Annotated in this window: 17 protein-coding genes; 13 read left to right on the top strand and 4 right to left on the bottom strand. The window is 69.7% G+C overall.

Annotation, left to right across the window (positions count from 1 at the left end):
- Positions 1-14 precede the first annotated feature (14 nt).
- Both hemL and thiD read right to left on the bottom strand, forming a co-directional pair.
- Positions 15-1,313, bottom strand: a complete 1,299-nt coding sequence (gene hemL / locus FHT26_RS10120; RefSeq protein WP_168560000.1) for a glutamate-1-semialdehyde 2,1-aminomutase — start codon at positions 1,311-1,313, stop codon at positions 15-17.
- On the bottom strand, positions 1,303-2,244 hold the full coding sequence (gene thiD, locus FHT26_RS10115; protein ID WP_168559999.1) for a bifunctional hydroxymethylpyrimidine kinase/phosphomethylpyrimidine kinase: 942 nt from the start codon (positions 2,242-2,244) through the stop codon (positions 1,303-1,305). Before thiD ends, hemL begins: the two co-directional genes overlap by 11 nt.
- 191 nt (positions 2,245-2,435) lie before the next feature.
- Between thiD and FHT26_RS10110 the strand changes: the two genes are divergently transcribed.
- The 7 genes from FHT26_RS10110 to FHT26_RS10075 all read left to right on the top strand — a co-directional run bounded on the left by FHT26_RS10110 (position 2,436) and on the right by FHT26_RS10075 (position 14,168).
- Entirely contained in the window at positions 2,436-2,588 is a 153-nt protein-coding gene (locus FHT26_RS10110; protein WP_073463028.1) for a rubredoxin, read from the top strand.
- A gap of 72 nt (positions 2,589-2,660) precedes the next feature.
- Positions 2,661-3,053, top strand: a complete 393-nt coding sequence (locus FHT26_RS10105) for a response regulator (protein ID WP_056816804.1) — start codon at positions 2,661-2,663, stop codon at positions 3,051-3,053.
- Positions 3,054-3,099: 46 nt separating this feature from the next.
- A complete protein-coding gene (locus FHT26_RS10100; protein WP_047509914.1) occupies positions 3,100-3,465 on the top strand; it encodes a response regulator transcription factor in 366 nt (121 codons plus the stop codon).
- 62 nt (positions 3,466-3,527) lie between these two features.
- A complete protein-coding gene (locus FHT26_RS10095) occupies positions 3,528-4,046 on the top strand; it encodes a chemotaxis protein CheW (protein WP_056816806.1) in 519 nt (172 codons plus the stop codon).
- 59 nt (positions 4,047-4,105) lie between these two features.
- Positions 4,106-6,403, top strand: a complete 2,298-nt coding sequence (locus FHT26_RS10090; protein ID WP_168559998.1) for a methyl-accepting chemotaxis protein — start codon at positions 4,106-4,108, stop codon at positions 6,401-6,403.
- A 97-nt stretch (positions 6,404-6,500) separates the two neighbouring features.
- Complete coding sequence (locus FHT26_RS29835; protein WP_246867811.1) at positions 6,501-13,109, top strand: hybrid sensor histidine kinase/response regulator; 6,609 nt, start codon at positions 6,501-6,503, stop codon at positions 13,107-13,109.
- A 33-nt stretch (positions 13,110-13,142) separates the two neighbouring features.
- The gene (locus tag FHT26_RS10075; RefSeq protein ID WP_168559997.1) at positions 13,143-14,168 is read left to right on the top strand and encodes a GGDEF domain-containing protein; all 1,026 of its coding nucleotides are present in this window, start codon (positions 13,143-13,145) and stop codon (positions 14,166-14,168) included.
- A 27-nt stretch (positions 14,169-14,195) separates the two neighbouring features.
- On the opposite strand, the gene FHT26_RS10070 is transcribed toward FHT26_RS10075, so the two are convergent.
- Positions 14,196-14,417 carry a hypothetical protein gene (locus tag FHT26_RS10070; RefSeq protein ID WP_168559996.1) on the bottom strand — a complete coding sequence of 74 codons (222 nt, stop codon included), beginning with the start codon at positions 14,415-14,417 and terminating at the stop codon, positions 14,196-14,198.
- Positions 14,418-14,882: 465 nt separating this feature from the next.
- On the opposite strand from FHT26_RS10070, the gene FHT26_RS10065 reads away from it, so the two are divergent.
- The 3 genes from FHT26_RS10065 (at position 14,883) to FHT26_RS10055 (ending at position 17,600) form a co-directional block, all read left to right on the top strand.
- Positions 14,883-15,431, top strand: coding sequence for a glycine zipper 2TM domain-containing protein (locus FHT26_RS10065; protein ID WP_168559995.1), 549 nt, complete (start codon positions 14,883-14,885; stop codon positions 15,429-15,431).
- Positions 15,432-15,512: 81 nt separating this feature from the next.
- Positions 15,513-15,884 (top strand): hypothetical protein, encoded by a 372-nt coding sequence (locus FHT26_RS10060; RefSeq protein WP_168559994.1) that lies wholly within the window; start codon positions 15,513-15,515, stop codon positions 15,882-15,884.
- Between the two features lie 81 nt (positions 15,885-15,965).
- Positions 15,966-17,600 (top strand): hypothetical protein, encoded by a 1,635-nt coding sequence (locus FHT26_RS10055; RefSeq protein WP_490362780.1) that lies wholly within the window; start codon positions 15,966-15,968, stop codon positions 17,598-17,600.
- 15 nt (positions 17,601-17,615) lie between these two features.
- On the opposite strand, the gene FHT26_RS10050 is transcribed toward FHT26_RS10055, so the two are convergent.
- The gene (locus FHT26_RS10050; protein ID WP_168559993.1) at positions 17,616-18,245 is read right to left on the bottom strand and encodes a cysteine hydrolase family protein; all 630 of its coding nucleotides are present in this window, start codon (positions 18,243-18,245) and stop codon (positions 17,616-17,618) included.
- Between the two features lie 109 nt (positions 18,246-18,354).
- Here FHT26_RS10050 and FHT26_RS10045 point away from each other — a divergent pair, with 109 nt between their 5' ends.
- The 3 genes from FHT26_RS10045 to FHT26_RS10035 all read left to right on the top strand — a co-directional run bounded on the left by FHT26_RS10045 (position 18,355) and on the right by FHT26_RS10035 (position 20,797).
- Positions 18,355-19,332: a GlxA family transcriptional regulator gene (locus tag FHT26_RS10045; RefSeq protein ID WP_168559992.1), complete on the top strand. Its 978-nt coding sequence runs from the start codon at positions 18,355-18,357 to the stop codon at positions 19,330-19,332.
- A gap of 124 nt (positions 19,333-19,456) precedes the next feature.
- Positions 19,457-19,918 carry a glycine zipper 2TM domain-containing protein gene (locus FHT26_RS10040; protein WP_168559991.1) on the top strand — a complete coding sequence of 154 codons (462 nt, stop codon included), beginning with the start codon at positions 19,457-19,459 and terminating at the stop codon, positions 19,916-19,918.
- Between the two features lie 75 nt (positions 19,919-19,993).
- Entirely contained in the window at positions 19,994-20,797 is an 804-nt protein-coding gene (locus tag FHT26_RS10035) for a DUF72 domain-containing protein (RefSeq protein ID WP_168559990.1), read from the top strand.
- Positions 20,798-20,887 lie beyond the last annotated feature (90 nt).

Raw genomic sequence — 20,887 nt, 5'->3', positions numbered from 1 at the left:
GCCGCCCTGCAGGTTCAGCGGAGCACGGATCGTGCCGCGGCCAGCGTCTCGGCGATGTCGTCGGCCGTGTGCGCGGCACTGACGAAGCCGGCTTCGTACAGTGCCGGGGCAATGTACACGCCGTGGTCCAGCAGGCCGTGGAAGAAGCGGTTGAAGCGCTCCTTGTCGGTGGCCATCACGGTGGCGTAGTTCTGCGGCAGCTCGTCGGCAAGGAAGAAGCCGAACATGCCGCCTTCGCAGTCGGTCGACCACGGCACGCCGTTGTCGCGCGCGATCGCGGCGAGACCGTCGACCAGGCTGCGGGTGCGCGCCGACAGCGCCTCGAAGAAGCCGGGGCGCTGGATCTCGCGCAGCGTCGCCAGACCGCAGGCGGTGGCCACCGGGTTGCCCGACAGCGTACCGGCCTGGTAGACCGAGCCGAGCGGCGCGAGCTGCTCCATCACCGCGCGCTTGCCGCCGAAGGCCGCCAGCGGCATGCCGCCGCCGATCACCTTGCCGAACACGCTGAGGTCGGGCTCGAAGCCCGGCAGCGCGCGGGCATACAGGCCTTGCGCGCCGTGCAGGCCGACGCGGAAGCCGGTCATCACCTCGTCGAACACCAGCAGCGCGCCATGCTGCGTGCACAGTTCGCGCAGCCGCTTCATGAACGGCAGCTGGGTGCGCACGAAGTTCATGTTGCCGGCAATCGGCTCGATCATCACGCAGGCGATGTCGCGGCCGTGCAGGCTGAAGGCCTCTTCGAGCTGCGCCAGGTGGTTGTATTCGAGCACCATCGTGTGCTGCACCACCTCGGCCGGCACGCCGGCGCTGGTCGGGTTGCCGAAGGTCGCGAGGCCCGAGCCGGCCTTCACCAGCAGCGCATCGGCATGGCCGTGGTAGCAGCCCTCGAACTTGACGATGCGGTTGCGGCCGGTGGCGCCGCGCGCGAGGCGGATCGCGCTCATCGCGGCCTCGGTGCCGGAGCTGACCAGGCGGACCTGCTCGACGCTCGGCACCAGCTTCAGGATCTCTTCGGCGAGTTCGATCTCGCGCTCGGTGGGGGCGCCGAACGAGAAGCCGTCGAGCGCGGCCTTCTGCACCGCCTCGAGCACCGCCGGGTGCCCGTGGCCGAGGATCATCGGGCCCCACGAGCCGATGTAGTCGATGTAGCGCTTGCCGTCGGCATCGAACATGTAGGCGCCTTGCGCGCGCGCGATGAAGCGCGGCGTGCCGCCGACCGCCTTGAACGCCCGCACCGGCGAATTGACGCCGCCGGGGATCACGCGGCGGGCGCGTTCGAACAGGGCTTCGTTGCTTTTCTTGTCAGTGGACATGGCGCGGGTCTTTCGGGGCCTCGTCGTCGTTGGCGGCACCCTCGGTGGCCGCCGTGCCTTCTTCGCCTTCTTCTTCGCCCGGAGGCAGCGCCCAGAAGAAGCGGTCGGGGATCACGTTGCCCATGCCGGGGCGGAAGCCGGCATCGAGCGCCTGGTCGAGGAAGGCGAGCGATTCGCCGACCGCCGCATGCAGCTCGCTGCCGGCCGCCAGCAGCGCCGCCAGCGCCGACGACAGCGTGTCGCCCGCGCCGACGAAGCTGACCTCGAAGCGCTCGAACTTCTCGCCGGTGATCGCGCCCTGCGGCGAAGCCAGCACGTTGTCCATGAACTGGTCGGGCAGCGGCACGCTGGTGACCAGCACGAAGCGCGTGCCGTGCTGCGCCGCGGCCACCGCCAGCTCGCGTGGCGAAGCCGGCCGCTCGCTGCTCCATTCGGGCAGCAGGAAATCGGTCAGCGTCTGGTGGGCGCCGACCAGCACCTCGGTCTGCGGCAGCACCAGTTCGCGGAACGCGTCGAGGTACGCCTGCTGGTCGTCTTCCTCGAGCCACGACAGGTTCGGCATGTAGGCCACCAGCGGCACCTCGGGGTAGTCGGACAGCACCTCGGCCACCGCGCTGACGCCCTCGGCGGACCCGAGGAAACCGACCTTCCACGCGGCGATGCTGACGTCTTCGAGGATGCTGCGGGCCTGCTCGACGACGACGTCGGCGTCGATCGCGCTGTGGTCGAACACCTCGGCGGTGTCGCGCAGCACGATCGACGTGACGACCGGCAGCGCATGCGCGCCCATCGCCGCGATGGTCGCGACATCGCCGGCCAGGCCGCCGGCACCGCTCGGGTCGCTCGCGTTGAATGTCATCACGCAGGCAGGGGCGGGCGCTTCCTGGTTCGGGTCGGCCTGGGGGTCCGCGGAGGGGGCGTCTGGGGTCATTGGAAGTCCGTCGGGAAAGGTGAAGACGAGCCGCGGGTGCCGGCACTGACTTCTAGAAAAATGTGAGGAATGTGGCGTAGGTGCCTAGAAATCAATGTATTTTTGTCAATCTGCGTCGCTACAATCTTTTCTCATTGTAGTGATGCGACAAAAACAAAGTGAGCAATGACCTCAGCGGTACCCGAACCTGGATGTGCCTGATCTGCGGCTGGATATACGACGAAGCGGCAGGAGATCCCGAACACGGTATTGCACCGGGCACCGCATGGGAAGCAGTACCCATGAACTGGACCTGCCCGGAATGCGGCGCGCGCAAGGAAGATTTCGAAATGGTCCAGATCTGATGGTCGCTGAGGCTCTTACATGGCGTGCCGGGCAAGTGCCGCGGCCGCTTTCAGTCATTGAGGGGATTCTCGGTGAGCAATGAAGCCATCGCAGGCATCAAGGTGCTGGTGATCGACGACAGCAACACGATTCGCCGCAGTGCGGAGATCTTCCTGAAGCAGGGCGGCCATACCGTGCTGCTCGCGGAGGACGGTTTCGACGCGCTGTCCAAGGTCAACGATCACTCGCCCGACCTGATCTTCTGCGACATCCTGATGCCGCGCCTGGACGGGTACCAGACCTGCGCGATCATCAAGCGCAACGCCAGATTCGCCGACGTGCCGGTGATCATGCTGTCCTCCAAGGACGGCCTGTTCGACAAGGCGCGCGGCCGGATGGTCGGCTCGGAGGACTACCTCACGAAGCCGTTCACCAAAGACCAGTTGTTGCAAGCCGTGGCACAGCACCGGCCGGCCCGCGTCTGACGCGGCCTTCCGGTGCTGCCCTGCAAAGAGTTGAAGGAGTAAGACGATGGCGATTCAGAAAATTCTGTTGGTCGACGATTCGAAGACCGAACTGCACTACCTGTCGGAGCTGCTGACCAAGCGCGGCTACGCGGTGCGAACTGCCGAGAACGGCGAAGATGCGATGCGCCGGCTGGGCGAAGAGAAGCCCGACCTGATCCTGATGGACGTCGTGATGCCCGGGCAGAACGGCTTCCAGCTGACCCGCGCGATCACGCGCGATCCGCGCTTCACCGACGTGCCGGTGATCATGTGCACCAGCAAGAACCAGGAAACCGACAAGGTGTGGGGCATGCGCCAGGGCGCACGCGACTACATCGTCAAGCCCGTCGACGCCGACGAGCTGGTGTCCAAGATCCGCGCGTTCGACTGAACGCGGCCGGACCCGTTTCCATCACCTCACCGTCACACGTCGCCCCGCAGGCAGAGAACTGAATGGCCAACAAGGAAGCATTGCGCGAGCTGCAAAGTCGCCTGGCCGAGAGGCTGCAGGCGGCGCGTACGCAAGAGCGCGGCAGCGCCTGGCTGGCCGTCGAGTGCGGCAGCCACGGGTTCCTGTTCCCGCTTCAGGAAGCCGGCGAAATTTTCCCGTTCGCGCCGGCGATGCCGGTGCCGTACACGAGCCGCTGGTTCATGGGCGTGGCCAACCTGCGCGGCCGGCTGCACGGGGTCGTCGACCTGGCAGGCTTCCTCGGCGTGCGCGGCAACGAGCCGGTGCGCGAGCAGTCCTGGTTCGTCGCGTTCAACACCGAACTGAACATCAACTGCGCGGTGCTGGTGGACCGGCTCGCCGGCCTGCGCAACCTGACGCAGCTGAAGCCCGAACCCGACGACGGGCAGGCCAAGCCGGCCTTCGTCGGAACGCATTACCGCGACGAAGGCAACCGCCTCTGGCGCGAACTGAACCTGGCACAGCTGGCCACCGAGGCCGCTTTCCTGAAGATCGCAGGCTGAGGCGCACTCCGCGCCGGCCCTCCTGACTGCATTACCCAAGACGACGCAACGAGGCACCTATGAGCTTCCTGAACAAAATCAAAGGCAAGGGCAAAGGCCGTGACGACGCATATGGCGCCGACGGTGCCGTTGCGCTGGACGACGTGGCCGGCCTCGACCTGCACGACGACGGGCGGCCGGACGGCGGCGCCCAGACGGTGAACCTCGACTCGTCGATCATCTCGGAGGCCGCGCCGTCCGAAATCGCCGACTTCTCCGAAACCCGGCTGCCCAGCGGCGACAACGCTGCGCTGATGTCGGGCACTGGCGTGCCTCTGATCGGCAACCGGCCGGTCGGCCAGCAGCAGCGCGTGCTGGGCTTCATGGTGCTGGTCGGCCTGGTCGGCCTGGTCGGCATGACGATCAGCTCGCTGAACCAAGCCAACAAGGGCGCCGCCCAGGTGGGTTACTCCGGTCAGGCGCTGATGCAGTCGCAGCGTCTGGCGAAGTCGGTGTCGCAGGCCTTGATCGGCAGCGCGCAGGCCTTCCCGGAAGTGAAGGAAAGTACCGAGGTGCTGGCGCGCAACGTGCGCGGCCTGGCCAAGGGCGATGCGAACGTCGATGCGGCGCCGGGCGTCGTGCAGGACACGCTGGAGCCGCTGCTGCCGCTGGTCGACCGCGCCGAGAAGAACGCGAACACCGTGCTGCAACAGCAGAAGATCCTGACGCAGGTCGGCCAGGCGCTGCGCGCGATCAACCGCCAGTCGTCGGACCTGCTGGAAATCGCCGAGACGGTGTCGTCGCTGAAGCTGCAGCAGGAAGCCTCGCCGGCCGAGCTGTCGGCCGTCGGTCAGCTCGTGATGCTGACCCAGCGCATCGGCAAGTCGGCCAACGAATTCCTGACGATGGAAGGCGTGAGCCCCGAGGCCGTGTTCCTGCTCGGCAAGGACCTGAACTCGTTCCGCGAAATCGCCGACGGCCTGTCGAACGGCAATGCCGAACTGCGCCTGCCGGGCACCAAGGATCCGCAGACCAAGGAGCGCCTGACCGCGCTGCTGAAGCAATACGAAGAGACGCGCACCCAGGCCAGCTCGATTCTGGGCAACCTGCAGGGCCTGGTGTCGGCCCGTGAAGCGCAGTCCGCGATCATTGGCGACAGCGAACCGCTGCGCAAGGGCCTGGAAACGGTGCAGGACCGCCTGTCGACCGTCACCGGCTTCAACGTCGTGAACCTGGGCCTGCTGGTGCTGTCGGCCGTCGTGCTGGCCCTCGGCGGCGCGGGCTTCCTGCAGCTGTATGTGCGAGACCAGGCGCAACGTGCCGCGCTTGCCGAGAACCAGCGACTCGAAGCCGAACGCCAGGAGCAGGAAGCCAAGCGTGTCAACGACGCGAACCAGGCGGCCATTCTGCGGCTGATGAACGAATTGCAGACGGTCGCTGAAGGCGACCTGACGCAACAGGCCACCGTGACCGAAGACATCACGGGCGCCATCGCCGACTCGGTGAACTACACGGTGGAAGAGCTGCGCACGCTGGTGTCGCAGGTGCAGGGCACGGTGGGTCGGGTGACCGAAACGACGCAGCAGGTGGAAGCCACGTCGACCGAACTGCTGGCCGCATCCGACGAACAGCTGCGCGAGATTCGTGAAACCGGCGAGTCGGTGCTGCAGATGGCAGGCCGAATCAACGACGTGTCGAGCCAGGCGCAGCAGACGGCCCAGGTGGCGCGTCAATCGCTGCAGGCTGCCGAAACCGGCCTGACCGCGGTGCAGAACACCATCGGCGGCATGAACTCGATCCGCGACCAGATCCAGGAAACCTCCAAGCGGATCAAGCGGCTGGGCGAGTCGTCGCAGGAAATTGGCGAAATCACCGAACTGATTTCGGACATTACCGAACAGACCAACGTGCTGGCACTGAACGCCGCCATCCAGGCCGCATCGGCCGGTGAAGCGGGCCGGGGCTTCTCGGTGGTTGCCGAAGAAGTGCAGCGGCTGGCAGAACGCTCCGGCGACGCCACGCGGCAGATCGCGGCCCTGGTGAAGACCATTCAGACCGACACCCAGGATGCTGCGGCGGCCATGGAGCGCTCGACGCAGGGCGTGGTCGAAGGAACCCGGCTGTCCGACGCGGCAGGTAACGCACTGGGCGACATCGACCGCGTGTCGCGCCAGCTTGCCGACCTGATTGCGCACATTTCCAGCCAGGCATCGCGAGAAGCCGAATCGGCCAACGTGGTGGCAGCGAACATCCAGCACATTTTCGCGGTGACCGAGCAGACCGGTGAAGGTACCCGTTCCACCGCACAGATGGTGCGCGAACTGTCCCGCACGGCCGAGGAACTGAAGCAATCGGTTGCACGGTTCAAGATCGGTTGAGCTAGTGTGTCGCCTGCGGCCCTGATCGGGCCGCAGCCCTTCACCCCACACAGGCAGATGGATTGCCACCGCCCCCAACGCGACGATGAGCGACACCATGAGTGAGACCACAGACGACCTCAGCGCGCTCGCGTGGGTTCACGAGGAACTGCGCAAGTCCCTGGACACGGCCCACAAGGCGCTGCGCCGCTATGTGAAGGAAGCCGAGGCGAACAGCGGCTCCGACGTCGATTCCGTCGACCCGTCGGTGCTGCGCACCGCACGGCAACAGATCCACCAGGGCGTCGGTGCGCTCGAACTGGTCGGCCTGCCGGCCGTCGCGCGCCTGCTGGCCGCCAGCGAGGCGGCGGTGCTGCGCTTCGTCGCGAAGCCGCAGAAGCTCACGTCGGCCGAGGTCGACACCATCGAGCGCGCATCGTTCGCGCTGCTCGACTACCTGCAGCGCCTGCTGGCCGACAAGCCGGTGTCGCCGCTCGCGCTGTTCCCGCAGTACCAGGCCGTGCAGACGCTGGCCGGTGCCGAACGCGTGCACCCCGCCGACCTGTGGAACATCGACTGGCGCTGGCGCGAGCTGCCCACCGACACCACGGTGAAGCCGCGCGCTCCCGATTCGATCACCCGCGGGCTGATGGAGCGCCAGCTGCTGCTGATCATGCGCGGCGAGCCGATGCCGGCGGTGCAGCGCATGAGCGACATCTGCGCCGGCCTCGGCGCGAAGGCGTCCGACCTGACCCATTCCACGCTGTGGAAGCTCGCCGCCGCCTTCTTCGAAGGCCAGGCCAACGGCCTGCTGAAGGGCGACGTGCACACCAAGCGCGTGGCCTCGCGGCTGCTCGCGCAGCTGCGCACGCTCGAACGCGGTCAGCCCGACGTCTCCGAGCGCCTCGCGCAAGACCTGCTGTTCTTCTGCGCGCAGAGCACCTCGCCCGGCGACGGCCGCAAGACACCGCGCCTGGCCGCGGTCCGCCAGGCCTACGGCCTCGCGCAGCACCTGCCGGTCGACTACGACACCAGCCGCCTCGGTCGCTTCGACCCGGCGCTGATCGTGCAGGCGCGCAAGCGCGTCGCGACCGCCAAGGACGCCTGGTCGTCGGTGGCCGGCGGCGAAATGCACCGCATGAGCGGGCTGGCCGAACAGTTCTCGCTGGTCGGCGATTCGGTCAAGCGCCTGTACCCGAGCGGCGAGCTGCTGGCCGACGAGATCCAGCAGGCCGTCGTGCAGACGCAGCAGGCCAACGCCGCACCCGAAGCCGCGCTCGCGATGGAAGTCGCGACCAGCGTGCTGTACCTCGAAGCCTCGCTCGAGGACGCCGATTTCGACCACCCCGAGCAGGCCGCCCGCGTGCGCCGGCTCGCGCAGCGCATCGCCTCGGTGCGCGCCGGCAACACCCCCGACCCGCTCGAAGCGTGGATGGAGGAGCTGTACCGCCGCGTCTCCGACCGCCAGACCATGGGCAGTGTCGTGCAGGAACTGCGCGCCTCGCTGTCCGAGGCCGAGAAGTCGATCGACCAGTTCTTCCGCAACCCGACGCAGCGCGAGCTGCTGATGCCGGTGCCCAACCAGCTGTCCGCGATGCGCGGCGTGCTGTCGGTGCTGGGCATGGACCAGGCGTCGCACGCCGTGCTGCGCATGCGCGAAGACGTCGACGGCATGATCACGACCGAGGTCGACCCGCAGCAGGTCGTCCAGTCGGGCACCTTCGATCGCCTCGCCGGCAACCTGGGCGCGCTCGGCTTCCTGATCGACATGCTCAGCGTGCAGCCGCAGATGGCGAAGTCGCTGTTCGTGTTCGATGCCAAGTCCGGCACGCTGAGCCCGCTGATGGGCCGCAGTGCCGCGGCGCGCCAGGCGTCGAACCTCGCGCTGGCGCAGGCACAGGCGCCGACCCCGGTCGAGCCGCGCCTGATCGAGCAGGCACAGTCGCTGTCGCTGACCGCCGCGAGCGACCACGTGCCGCTCGACGAAGTCACGCGCGACCTCGACCGCCTGTCGCACGAAGCGCAGGCCGCGGCCCAGCCCGAGCTGGTCGCCGCGGTCGAGCACGCGAAGGACGCGATCGCCCATTCGCACAACACCGAAGAGGTGGCGGCCGCGCGCGAACAGCTGTCCGAAGCGCTGTCCGATTTCGTCCACACCGCCACCGACCCGGTGCTCGACATGCCCGAGGCCGCGCCGGCCAAGGTGCAGCCGGCCCTGTCGGCCGCACCGGCCAGCATGGCCACCGACCTCGGCGACGATCCCGAGATGCGCGAGATCTTCCTCGAGGAAGCGCGCGAGGTGATCGAGACGGCCGAGACGGCGTTGAAGAGCCTGGCGCATGCCAGTGCCGACGTCGAACAGCAGACCACCGTGCGCCGCGCGTTCCACACGCTGAAGGGCAGCTCGCGCATGGTCGGGCTGAAGGATTTCGGCGATGCCGCGTGGGCGTGCGAGCAGGTCTACAACACCTGGCTGGCCGGCCAGAAGGCCGCCGATCCGACGCTGCTGAATTTCTCCAACGAAGCGCTCGCCTACTTTGCGAAGTGGGTCGACGCGATCGCCGCGCAGAACGTCACCGGTTTCCATGCCGCGACGGTGAAGGCCGCCGCCGATGCCCTCGGCCGCGGCGACCCGGTGCCGCCGATCAAGGTCGGTGCCGCCTCGCCGGTGTCGCTGATGTCGCTGTCGTTCGGCGACGCCGCCGCCAAGCCGGCCGCCGCGACGCCGGTGGTCACCGCGCCGGTGTCGAAGCCTGCGCCGCTGTCTGCGCTGCCGCCGGTGGCTGCACGTCCGGTGGCGCCGCCGGTCGCTGCCGCCCCGGCGGTGCCGGCGCCGGCCGCCTCGACGGCATCCGCGCCGTTGCCGCTGGCCGACCTGTCGTTCGACCTCGACCTGGGCGCGTTCGACGAAGCCCCGGCCGCGCCGATCGTCACGCCGGCCGCCGAGCTGCCCGGCTTCGACCTGCCGAGCTTCGACCTGCCCGACACCTCGATGCTCGACCAGCTCGGCGCGTCCGCGCCGACCGATGCGGCGCTGGAGCCGATGCCGGTCGCCGACAGCGTCGAGCCGCAACTGCTGTCCGCCGAATCGGTCGAGCTGATCGAGCTCGACCTGGGCGACGAGTTCTTCGGCAGCGAGCCGGTCGTCGAAGCCGCACCGCTGGTGTCCGAACTGTCGCCGACGCCCGCCGCGGCGGCGGCCGAAGTGCCGGTCGACGCGGCCGACACGGCCGCGGCAGCGCCGCTGTCCGACGACGACCAGGTCAAGATCGTCGGTCCGCTGCGCATCGGCATCCCGCTGTTCAACATCTATCTGAACGAAGCCGACGAGCTGTCGCGCCGCCTGACGACCGAGGTCGCCGAATGGGCGATGGAGCTGCACCGCCCGGTCGGCGAAATGCCGATCGCGCTCGCGCATTCGCTGGCCGGCAGTTCGGCCACCGTGGGCTTCAGCGAGCTGTCGCACCTGTCGCGGCTGCTCGAGCACGCGCTGATGCGTTCGCAGGCGATCGGCGTCGGCACGACCGACGAAGGCCGCCTGTTCGTCGATTCGGCCGAAGAAGTGCGCCGCCTGCTGCACCAGTTCGCCGCCGGCTTCCTGAAGCCGGCCGCACCGGAGCTGCTGGAGCGCCTGGCCGAGCACGAGATCAGCTCGGCCCGCCGCCTCGAGGCCGCCAATGCGGCGGCCGACGCGGCACAGCCGTCGATCGACGACATCCCGGCGCCGCAACCGGAAGCGGGTTTCGACGAGGTCGATGTGTCGTTCGACGACCTCGAGCCGCTGGCCGAAGCCGCCGAGCCGGCGCCCGAGATCGCGCTCAGCGAGCCGATGCTGCTGGCGCCCGAGCTGCCGGCCGTCGCCGAGGTGATCGATCCCGACGCGCTGGCGGCCGCGGCCGCAGGCTCGTTCGGCAGCAACGACACCAACTTCGCCGGCCTCGGCCTGCCCGAGCTGAAGGCGTTCTCGCCGCTGGCCGCCGAGCCGCAGCGCTCGACGCCGGTGCGCGTCGACGTCGACGACGAGGTCGACGAAGATGACGACGACATCGACGCGATCGATGCGGTCGACGCCGAGCTGTTCCCGATCTTCGAGGAAGAGGGCGAGGAGCTGATCCCCGAGCTGGCGACCAAGCTGCGCGAATGGTCGCGCCGCCCGACCGACAACGCGGCCGCCGCGGCCTGCATGCGCACGCTGCACACGCTGAAGGGCGGTGCCCGCCTGGCCGGCGCGATGCGGCTGGGCGAAATGGCCCACCGGCTCGAAACCCGCATCGAGCACCTGCTGCAGCAGGCGACGCCGGCGACCACGCAGGACGTCGAGGCGCTGCAAGGCCGGGCCGACGGCCTGGCCCACACCTTCGAGATCCTGCGGTCGCGCGACGCCCAGGCGTATGCCGAAGCGGCCGCGGCGCCGGTCGCCCCGCCGCCCGCACCGGTGGCCCGTCCGCCGGTCGCACCGCCGGTGGCGCTGGCGCCGATGACGATCGCGCCGCCGGTGGTGGCGCCTGTCGTCGCGGCACCGCCCGTGGCGGCCCCGGTCGCTGTACCGGTGGCCCCGCCGGTGGTTGCGGCCCCGACGCCGGTCGCCGAAGCCGCGCCGTTCATCGAGCCGCTGGCACCGACGACACCGGCCGCACCGCCGGTGGTCCCGGCGCCGGTCCAGGCCGCTGCGCCAGTGGTGGCTCCCGTGGCTGCGCCTGTCGCGGCCCCGGTCGCCGCGCCGGTGACCCCGCCGCCTGCCGCCCCGCAAGTGCTGACCCCGGCACGCGTGGCCGCCCAGTCGAACATCGCCGGTGGCGACATCGACTGGTCGCGCTTCGCCGCCAACCCGACGGCGGTGGCCGCGGCGGTCGAACAGGCGATCTCGCCGACGCACTCCGCGGTGCGCGTGCGCGGGCCGCTGCTCGAGCGCCTGGTCAACCAGGCCGGCGAGGTCAGCATCACGCGCTCGCGGATCGAGGCCGAGGTCGGCAACATTCGCGGCTCGCTGTCCGACCTGACGGACAACCTGGAGCGCCTGCGCGGCCAGCTGCGCGACATCGAGCTGCAGGCCGAGACGCAGATGAGCTCGCGGCTGGAGCAGGCCAAGGCGCAGGCCCAGTCCTTCGACCCGCTGGAGTTCGACCGCTTCACCCGCTTCCAGGAACTGACGCGGATGATGGCCGAGTCGGTGAACGACGTGGCCACCGTGCAGCGCACGCTGCACCGCACGCTGGAAACCACCGAAGACGAACTGGCGGCCCAGGCCCGCCTGACGCGCGACCTGCAGGACGACCTGCTGCGCACCCGGATGGTCGAATTCGAAAGCGCCTCCGACCGCCTGTACCGCGTGGTGCGCCAGGCGGCGAAGGAAACCGGCAAGCAGGTGCGCCTGGACATCGTCGGCGGCTCGATCGAAATCGACCGCGGCGTGCTGGACCGCATGACGCCGGCCTTCGAGCACCTGTTGCGCAACTGCGTGACGCACGGCATCGAGCGCCCCGAGGTCCGCACCGGCATCGGCAAGGAAGCGGCCGGCAGCATCGTCGTGTCGCTGCACCAGGAAGGCAACGAAGTCGGCGTCGAATTCCGCGACGACGGCGCCGGCCTGAACCTGATGCGCATCCGCGACAAGGGCGAGGCGATGGGCCTGATCAAGCCCGGCGAATCGCACAGCGATGCCGAGCTGGCCAACCTGATCTTCACGCCGGGCTTCTCGACCGCCGACCAGGTGACCGAGCTGGCCGGCCGCGGGGTCGGCATGGACGTGGTCCGCTCCGAAGTGAACGCGATGGGCGGCCGGATCGAAACCGCCACCTCGGTCGGCCAGGGCACCAGCTTCAAGCTGCTGCTGCCGCTGACGACGGCGGTGACGCAGGTCGTGATGCTGCGCTGCGGCGGCACCGTGGTGGCCGTGCCGGCCACGCTGATCGAGATCGTGCGCCGCGCCAAGCTCGACGAGCTGGAGCATGCCTACGCCAGCGGCACCTTCACGGTCGGCGACCGTTCGCTGCTGTTCTTCTGGCTCGGCGCGTTGCTGCAGCAGACGGCCATCAGCCAGGAAGTGACCCGCATGCGGCCGGTGGTGGTGGTGCGCAGTGCGCAGCAACGCATCGCGCTGCACGTCGACGAAGTGCTGGGCAACCAGGAAGTGGTCGTGAAGAACCTCGGGCCGCAGCTGTCGCGCCTGCCGGGTCTCGCGGGCATGACGCTGCTGGCTTCCGGTGCGGTCGCGCTGATCTACAACCCGGTGGCGCTGGCCACGCTGTATGGCGATGCGGCCCGTGCCGCGACGCTGGCGGCACGCCAGGCGCCGACGCAGGCGCAGATCATCGAGGCAGCGGCGGCCGCCGAAGCGCCGCAGCGCTTGGCGCCGCTGGTGCTGGTGGTCGACGATTCGCTGACGGTGCGCCGCGTCACGCAGCGCCTGCTGGTGCGCGAAGGCTACCGCGTGCAGCTCGCCAAGGACGGCATCGACGCGCTGGAGCGGCTGGCCGAAGACCTGCCGCAGGTCGTGCTGAGCGACATCGAGATGCCGCGCATGGACGGCTTCGACCTGGTGCGCAACATCCGCGGCGATGCCCGCCTGCGCGACCTGCCGGTGATCATGATCACGTCGCGGATCGCGCAGAAGCACCGCGACTACGCGGCCGAGCTGGGGGTCGACCACTACCTGGGCAAGCCGTATTCGGAAGAAGACCTGCTGGCCTTGATCGGGCGCTACACGGCCGATGTCACATTGGCGTAATCTGGCGACCATGCGCTCACACGAGAACATCCGATGTCCGAGCTGGTCGACCACCTTGCCGAGCTGACCGGGTTCCGCGACCGCGACATTCTCGACGTGACCCTGGTGGGCGCGCTGCGCGACCTGCTGCGCCCCCTGTCGGTGGCGATCTACCGCAGCGTCGGCGACCAGGGGCAGGAGCGCTGGCTGACGCGGGCCCACCTGGGCCAGCACGATGCCGTGGCGCGGGCCGACCCGGTGTGGGCCGATGTCGACAGCCTGCCCGAGATCGACGCCTTCCCGGCGCGGCTGCAGGCGATGAACGGGCAGACGGTGCTGGCGGTGCCCGGCACGCCGAACCTGACCATCTTCGCGGTCAGCACCGACCGCGAGGTCGTCGGCGTGCTCGAGGTCGAGACCGAGGCGGCGATGAGCGACGAGTCGCAGCGGCTGGTCTGCAGCATCCTGCGCATCTACCGCAACTTCGAAGGCCTGCTCGACTACAGCGAGCGCGACACGCTGACCGGGCTGCTGAACCGCAAGACCTTCGACGAGAGCTTCCTGAAGGCGACCAACACGCCGGCGCTGGTGTCGCATGCCGACACGCGGCGTGCGCCGCCGTCATCGCACCAGCACTACTGGCTTGGCGTGATCGACATCGACCACTTCAAGTCGGTCAACGACAACTACGGCCACCTGATCGGCGACGAGGTGCTGCTGCTGCTGTCGCGGCTGATGCGCAGCAGCTTCCGTTTCCACGACCGGCTGTACCGCTTCGGCGGCGAGGAATTCGTCGTGCTGATGCGCTGCGCGCGCGAGGAAGACACCGCGATGGCGCTGGAGCGCATGCGGCAGAACACCGAGGCCTACGCGTTCCCGCAGGTCGGACGCATCACGATCAGCATCGGCTTCACCGAGGTCAAGCCGGGCGACACCCCGAGCGGCGCGTTCGAGCGGGCCGACAAGGCGGTGTACTACGCGAAGGGCCATGGCCGCAACCAGGTGCGCAGCCATGCGGCGCTGGTGGCCAGCGGCGCGCTCGAAGACGACTCCATCATCGGCGACGTCGAGCTGTTCTAGGGCCCCCAGTCGCCTCGGTGCGTGCGGCTATGGGTTGCCGATCGAGCTGACGACCTGCGCGGGCGCAACCGCGGTGAATGCCTCGTGTTGCCGTTCGGCACTGCGCACCACGTTCGAGACGACCAGGCAGAACGCGACCAGAAAGATCGCCGCCAGCACCAAGCCGGCGGCCATCAACATGCGTTCGGTGCGCCATTCGGCGGGCAGGCGTTCCCAGCACGCGGCGACGGTCGGGGCGGCGGTGGCCATCACGGCTTGACCGACAAGGCGTCAGGCCAGTGGCGGGCCTGCAGCGCCGGGTGGGCGGCCTCATAGCCGAGGTCGTCCGGCACCGCGGCGGGGGCCGTCTCCAAGGGTTCCTCCATCCGCAGTCGCGGCTCGCCGAGAGCCCAACGCCGCACGTCTTCCAGCCACTCCGCATCGCTTGCCATCGTCACCACTCCTCGACGAGCGCCCCGCGAGGTGCGAAGCAATGACAGGCATCGTCGCGGGCACCCGGCGTGGTCGCCATCGGCGGAGGCTGCGAATCGTCGTAGGAGCGTGCCTACAGCCGACACGTCTGCTCACCACGCCATCGCACGTCGGCATTGCCCTACAGACGATGACGCGGGCCTCCTGCGTCGCGATGCGGCCGGCGGCGACAGCCTGCGACCCCGTGCAGCGCGACGATCCGTCCGCATCAACCGGCCTGTGCCGGCATCGAAAGGAAGCAGCATGAACGCGAAGAGCTGGTATACCCCGGGCATGGTCGTGAGTGCGCTGTGCGCCGCGATGGTCGTCACCGCCTGCGGTCCGCAGAACGGCGAGCCGGTGGCCGCGGCCCCGGCGCCTGCTCCGGCCACGACACCCGCACCGGCGCCGGTGCAGGCCGTGCCGGCGCCCGCACCGACCTACCGGGCCGCCGCCCCTGCACCGGCCCCGGTGCGCAGCGACCGCCTCGGCCAGGTCAGCAGCATCGAGCCGATCACCGCGACCTCGAAGCCAAGCGGCGTCGGTGCGGTCGCAGGCGGCGTGCTCGGCGGCGTGCTGGGCCACCAGGTCGGCAACGGCACCGGTCGCGACGTCGCGACCGTGGCCGGCGCGGTCGGCGGTGCGGTCGTCGGCAACAAGATCGAGAAGAACCGTTCCGAGAAGGTGGTCGGCTACCGCGTGCACGTGACGCTCGACAACGGCCAGCAGCGCACCTTCGAGCAGACCGGCAGCACCGGGCTGCAGGTCGGCGACCGTGTGCGCGTCGACGGCAACCAGATCCGCCGGGCCTGATCGAGCGCACTCCGGCGCAACCCGCGCTGGCGTGCTTACACTGCGCGATGGCCGCCGCGGCGCGGCCTTCAGGAGTCCGCCGTGGCCATCAGCTGGATCAGCGCGCTCAAGGTCATCCCATGGGGAGACGTGATCGAGGCCGCGCCCGGGCTCGTCAAGGGCGCGCGCAAGGTGTTCAGCCGCACGCAGGCCGAACCTGCGGTGTCGCAGCCATCGGCCGGCGAGCTGGCCGAGTCGCCGGCGCAACGCATCGAACGGCTCGAAGTCGCCGTGGCTCGCCTGGGCGAGCAGCAGCAGGCCGCCGCGGCGCTGCTCGAATCGCTGGCCGAGCACAACGCGAAGGTCGTCGACGCGATCGAGGTGCTGCGCCTGCGCAGCAAGCTGCTGACCGGCGCGTGCGCCGTGCTGCTGCTGGCCGTTGCCGCGCTGGCGACGACGCAGCTGCTGCGCTGACGGCCGGAGACGTTCGTGGGCAGTTCCGACGTCGACGCCATCGCCACCTCGGTTGACGCCGAGGCCTCCGCGTCGCAGCCGGTGCGCCACCTGCGCCAGATCCTGCTGTGGCCGTTGCGGCTGATCCCGCCCGACGGCGCCGCGGCCCGCCATGCCAGGCCGTGGGAGCTGCTGCGCGACCTGCCCGGCTCGCCATGGCGCGAAGAGGTCGACGAGTACACCGGCGACGCGACCCGCTTCCACGAGCGCCACTACAACGAGTTCGTCAGCTTCCTGCCGTACGTGCAGCGCTTCCTGTACGGCGAAGGCCGCGCGCGGCGCGATGGCGCGCAGGGCGACGGCGCCTCGCCGATGCGGGTGTTCCGCCGCCATGACGTGAAGGCGGTGCGCGTGGTGCCGCGCCCCGGCGACGCGCCGTTGACGCTGGAAGTGGTGCACGCCGACCTGTACTTCTTCTACGACATCGACATCGTGATGCTGAACCTCGAGGTCGGCATCAGCGACCTGAGCCTCGCGCAGGCGCAGGACCTGCTGTACCGCTTCGGCCGCGGCTACCCGGCCGGCTGGGACGCCGAAGGCACGCCGCTGCACGGCATGCATGGCGTCGAATGGCTGGGCGCCGACGGCCAGGTGCTGGCGCGGTCCGACTCCGGCCAGCGCGAGGCCTTTCTCGCGCACGTCGCCGAGCACCGGGCGCCGCGCATCGCGTCGCACTGGGCCTTCATGCTGCAGCCGCTGGTCAGCGACCATTCGGGCGAGCCCGGGCTGCTGCGCTACCGCCAGATCGAATACCACCGCATGCCGGTGATGGGCTTCATCGCCGTCGACGAGCCGGCGCGGCTGACGCGCGGCGACTTCATCCGCCTCGGCCTGGTGATCGGCGGCAGCGAGGCCGAGACCGCATTGCCGTACCTCGAATCGACGATGCAGGGCCGCGCCACCGACTTCGAACAGCGCTTCTGCTACGACCGCTTCTGGATCGACGCCGGCATGGCGCCGCGCACCCGCTACCTCTGCAGCGGGCATTCGCTGATCGTCGTCGGCGATGCGCGCTCCACCTTCTACAACTGCCGCGACCGCGGCGTGCTGGCGCAGTTCCGCCACCAGCACTTCCTGCTGTTCCTGATCGCGCACTTCCAGAAGGCGGCGCTGCTGATGTTCTCCGACACGCTGGTCGAGGCACTGAAGCAGCTCGACATCGGCCAGCCTTCCAGCGTGCGGCGCTTCAAGCGGGCGATCCGCGCGAGCTTCGAGTCCTTCCTGCGCTTCACGCACCGCTACTGGTTCCATTCGGTGTCCGACCAGGCGCAGGTGCGCGCGCTGTTCCAGATGTGCTCGACGCACCTCGGGCTCGACGCCCTCTATGCCGAGGTCAAGGAACGCATCGCCGACATGAACGGCTACCTCGATGCCGACAGCCTGCGCCGCCAGGCCAACACCGTCGTGCGGCTGACGGTGGTCACGATCCTCGGGCTGATCGGCACCGTCACGACCGGCTTCCTCGGCATGAACCTGCTGGCCGAGGCCGACGCGCCGGTCTCGCGCAAGCTGTGGCTGTTCGGCATCGTCTTCGTCGCGACGACGGTGCTGACGTTCTACACGATGGCCAAGTCGAAGGGGCTGTCGGATTTCCTCGACGCGCTGTCCGACGAGCGGCTGTCGGCCTGGACCAAGTTCAAGGCGCTGCTGGCGGTGTGGCGGCGGCCGGTCGACTGAGCCGGCCTCATTTGTTCACGTCGCCAGCGCCCGCGCGTTCGACGCCGGGATGTTGTCGCGCGCGATCGCCCGGCCCGCCCGCACCGCGCCGATCCAGTCGTCGGTGCCGGTCACCGCGGCGAAGCGGCTGTGGAACACCACGCTGAACACCCGGTGGATTTCTTCGGCGCTGGCGCGGCCGGCCGCATTCGCATAGGGCAGCGCGCCGCTCGCGTCCGACAGCAGCTCCACCGCGAAGCCGCGGTGCGTGGCTTCGAACACCGTCGACGCATTGCAGTTGTGCGTCATGTAGCCGGCGATGGCCAGCGTGTCGATGCCGCGCTGCGCGAGCCACTGCGCGAAGCCGGTGTCGGTGAAGACGCTCGGCCAGTGCTTCTCGATCCGGTGATCGTGCGGGCGGCTGGCCACCACCTCGTGCAGCGCCCAGCCGTCGGAGCCGGCGGCGAACAGCGGCGCGCCGGCGGCCTCGCCGTGCTGCACGACCACCACCGGGATGCCGGCCGCGCGCGCCGCATCCATCGCGCGACCGATCTGCGCGAGGCTTTGCGCGACCGGCGGATGCTCGATGCGCAGCTTGCCACTGACGTATTCGTTCTGGACGTCGATCACGACGAGCGCGCGGCGGGGGGTGGTGGTGGAGGTCATCGATCTTTCCTTCTGGGCAACGGCACCGTGCCGTCGATGGAGCGCATTCTTTCGCCGCAGAGTGCGATGCGACAGTGGCCCGAAACCCCTCTTTCGATAAAATCGGGCCATGTCGTCCAGCACCTCGCCCGAGCCGGTCCACCGCGTTGCGGTGGTCGCATTCGACGGCATCAGCCCCTTCCACCTGTCGGTGCCGTGCATGGTGTTCGGCCCCGACATGGCCGGCCCGGGCATGCCGCCGTTCCGCCTGCAGGTCTGTGCGAGCGAGGCCGGCCCGCTGCGCACCACCGCCGGCTTCACGATCGCCGCGACGCACCGGTTGACTGCGCTCGCGCAGGCGCAGACGGTGATCGTGCCGTCGTGGCGCGACACCGCCGAGCCGGTGCCGCCGGCGCTGCTGCAGGCGCTGCGCCGCGCGCATGCCCGCGGCGCGCGCATCGTCGGCCTGTGCGTCGGCGCCTTCGTGCTCGCCGAGGCCGGCCTGCTCGACGGCCGGCCGGCGACCACGCACTGGCACCTGGCGGGCGAGTTCGCGCGCCGCTTTCCGCAGGTCGACGTGAAGGCCGACGTGCTGTACGTCGACGACGGCGATGTGCTGACCTCGGCCGGCACGGCCGCCGGCATCGACTGCTGCCTGCACCTGCTGCGCGGCATCGCCGGAGCCGACCTGGCGGCGCACGTGGCGCGCCGCATGGTGGTCGCGCCGCACCGGCAGGGCGGACAGGCGCAGTACGTCGAGCAACCGCTGCCGCGCAGCGGCGCCGACGAGCGGCTGGCCGCGGTGATGGGCTGGGCGCTCGCGCGGCTCGACGAAGCCCACAGCCTCGACGCGTTGGCCGCGCGCGCGGCGATGAGCCGGCGCAGCTTCACGCGGCACTTCCGCCAGGCCACCGGCACGACGGTGCTGCAGTGGCTGCAGAACCAGCGCCTCGCACGCGCGCAGCGCTTGCTGGAGACCAGCACCAAGCCGATCGAGGCGGTGGCCGCCGAAGCCGGCTTCGGCTCGGCGCTGTCGCTGCGCCAGCTGTTCGCGGCCCGCCTCGCGACCTCGCCGTCGCAGTACCGCAAGGCCTTCCGCGCCGGATGAGGCTGTCGGGCAAGGACTACAGGCGGTTCGCCGCTGGACCGACTTGCCCCTGTCGTGTCGGCCGATTCGCGCCGCGGCGGGTCGCGCGGACGATGCAGTCGATGTTCCACGACAGGAGTCGACGATGATCGCTCGTGCATTGCCCACACTCGCTTCCGTTGTCTTGGCCGCCACGCTGGTGGCCTGCGGCTCCGCGCCGCGCGAAGAGCGCCGCCCGGTCGCCGACGCGCCGATCGCCGCGCCGGTGTATGGCGAATACGGCCGGGTGCGCGACATCGAGCTGGTGTCCACCGGCAGCGGCCACACCTCCGGCGGCGGCGCGGTGCTGGGGGCCGTGCTCGGCGCGGTCGTCGGCAACCAGATCGGCTCCGGCACCGGCCGCGTCGCGGCCACCGGGGTCGGCGCGGTGGCCGGCGGCGTCGTCGGTAACCAGATCGAGCGGCGCAACCGCCGCGACGACGAGGTCTACAGGGTCAGCGTGCGCTTCGACAACGGCAGCGTGCAGAGCTACGACTTCCAGCGCATCGACGACCTGCGCGTCGGCGACCGCGTGAAGTGGGAGGGCGGACAGCTCCACCGCGTGTAGGCGCGCACGGCCCTGGCGCCGGCCGGCGTTTGAGGCCATCATCGCGCTTCCGTTTTTTTCCGGGAGCACGTGCGCATGGCGACAGACAAGCTCATCCGCGTCGGGATCGGTGGCTGGACCTTCGAACCCTGGCGCGACAATTTCTTCCCGGCCGGCTGGCCGCAGGCGCGCGAGCTCGAATACGCGAGCCGCCAGGTGACCGCGATCGAGGTCAACGGCACTTACTACAGCACGATGAAGCCGGCCACGTTCGCGAAGTGGCACGACGAGACGCCCGACGGCTTCATGTTCTCGCTGAAGGCCTCGCGCTTCTGCACCAACCGGCGCGTGCTCGCCGAGGCCGGCGATTCGATCCAGCGCTTCATCGGCAGCGGCCTGTCGGAACTGCGCGCCAAGCTGGGCCCGGTGGTCTGGCAGTTCGCGCCGACCAAGCGCTTCGATGCGGCGGATTTCGAGGCCTTTCTCGAGCTGCTGCCGGCCAACGTCGATGGCCGCCCGCTGCACCACGTGATGGACGTGCGGCACGACAGCTTCCGCAGCCCGGCGTACCTCGCGCTGGCACGCCGGCACCGGGTCGCGACGGTGTTCACGCATTCCGCCGATTACCCGTCCTTCGCCGACCTGACCGGCGATTTCCTGTACGCCCGACTGATGTCGGCCCGCGCCGAGGTGCCGACCGGCTACGAGCCGGCGGCCCTCGACGCGATCGCCGCCTGCGCCCGCTGCTGGGCGGCCGGCGACGAGCCCGCCGGCCTGCCGCGCGTCGAAGCGGCGCCGCCGGCCACCGGCATGCCGCGCGACGTGTTCATCTTCTTCATCAACGGCGCCAAGGAACGCGCGCCGGCCGGTGCAATGTCACTGATTGAACGACTCGGCTGACGGCCGCGGGCGGCAAATCCACAGTTTCTCGACGATCGTTCGCTACAACCGCCGTTGGGGCCGGTACGGATGGATGAACTCTCTCGCCGG

The organism is Rhizobacter sp. SG703, assembly GCF_012275445.1.
Classification (GTDB): domain Bacteria; phylum Pseudomonadota; class Gammaproteobacteria; order Burkholderiales; family Burkholderiaceae_C; genus Rhizobacter.
Note: the sequence above shows the minus strand (reverse complement) of the source record. Positions and strands in the feature narration are given on the sequence as shown.

What these genes read in the sequence shown, in the direction of transcription:
- FHT26_RS29835 (WP_246867811.1), top strand. Translation starts at nt 6,501, where the DNA reads ATGAGTGAGACCACAGACGACCTCAGCGCGCTCGCGTGGGTTCACGAG.
- FHT26_RS10095 (WP_056816806.1), top strand. Translation starts at nt 3,528, where the DNA reads ATGGCCAACAAGGAAGCATTGCGCGAGCTGCAAAGTCGCCTGGCCGAG.
- FHT26_RS10035 (WP_168559990.1), top strand. Translation starts at nt 19,994, where the DNA reads ATGGCGACAGACAAGCTCATCCGCGTCGGGATCGGTGGCTGGACCTTC.
- FHT26_RS10110 (WP_073463028.1), top strand. Translation starts at nt 2,436, where the DNA reads ATGTGCCTGATCTGCGGCTGGATATACGACGAAGCGGCAGGAGATCCC.
- thiD (WP_168559999.1), bottom strand. Translation starts at nt 2,244, where the DNA reads ATGACCCCAGACGCCCCCTCCGCGGACCCCCAGGCCGACCCGAACCAG.
- FHT26_RS10090 (WP_168559998.1), top strand. Translation starts at nt 4,106, where the DNA reads ATGAGCTTCCTGAACAAAATCAAAGGCAAGGGCAAAGGCCGTGACGAC.
- FHT26_RS10065 (WP_168559995.1), top strand. Translation starts at nt 14,883, where the DNA reads ATGAACGCGAAGAGCTGGTATACCCCGGGCATGGTCGTGAGTGCGCTG.
- FHT26_RS10045 (WP_168559992.1), top strand. Translation starts at nt 18,355, where the DNA reads ATGTCGTCCAGCACCTCGCCCGAGCCGGTCCACCGCGTTGCGGTGGTC.
- FHT26_RS10070 (WP_168559996.1), bottom strand. Translation starts at nt 14,417, where the DNA reads ATGGCCACCGCCGCCCCGACCGTCGCCGCGTGCTGGGAACGCCTGCCC.
- FHT26_RS10040 (WP_168559991.1), top strand. Translation starts at nt 19,457, where the DNA reads ATGATCGCTCGTGCATTGCCCACACTCGCTTCCGTTGTCTTGGCCGCC.
- FHT26_RS10100 (WP_047509914.1), top strand. Translation starts at nt 3,100, where the DNA reads ATGGCGATTCAGAAAATTCTGTTGGTCGACGATTCGAAGACCGAACTG.
- FHT26_RS10050 (WP_168559993.1), bottom strand. Translation starts at nt 18,245, where the DNA reads ATGACCTCCACCACCACCCCCCGCCGCGCGCTCGTCGTGATCGACGTC.
- FHT26_RS10075 (WP_168559997.1), top strand. Translation starts at nt 13,143, where the DNA reads ATGTCCGAGCTGGTCGACCACCTTGCCGAGCTGACCGGGTTCCGCGAC.
- hemL (WP_168560000.1), bottom strand. Translation starts at nt 1,313, where the DNA reads ATGTCCACTGACAAGAAAAGCAACGAAGCCCTGTTCGAACGCGCCCGC.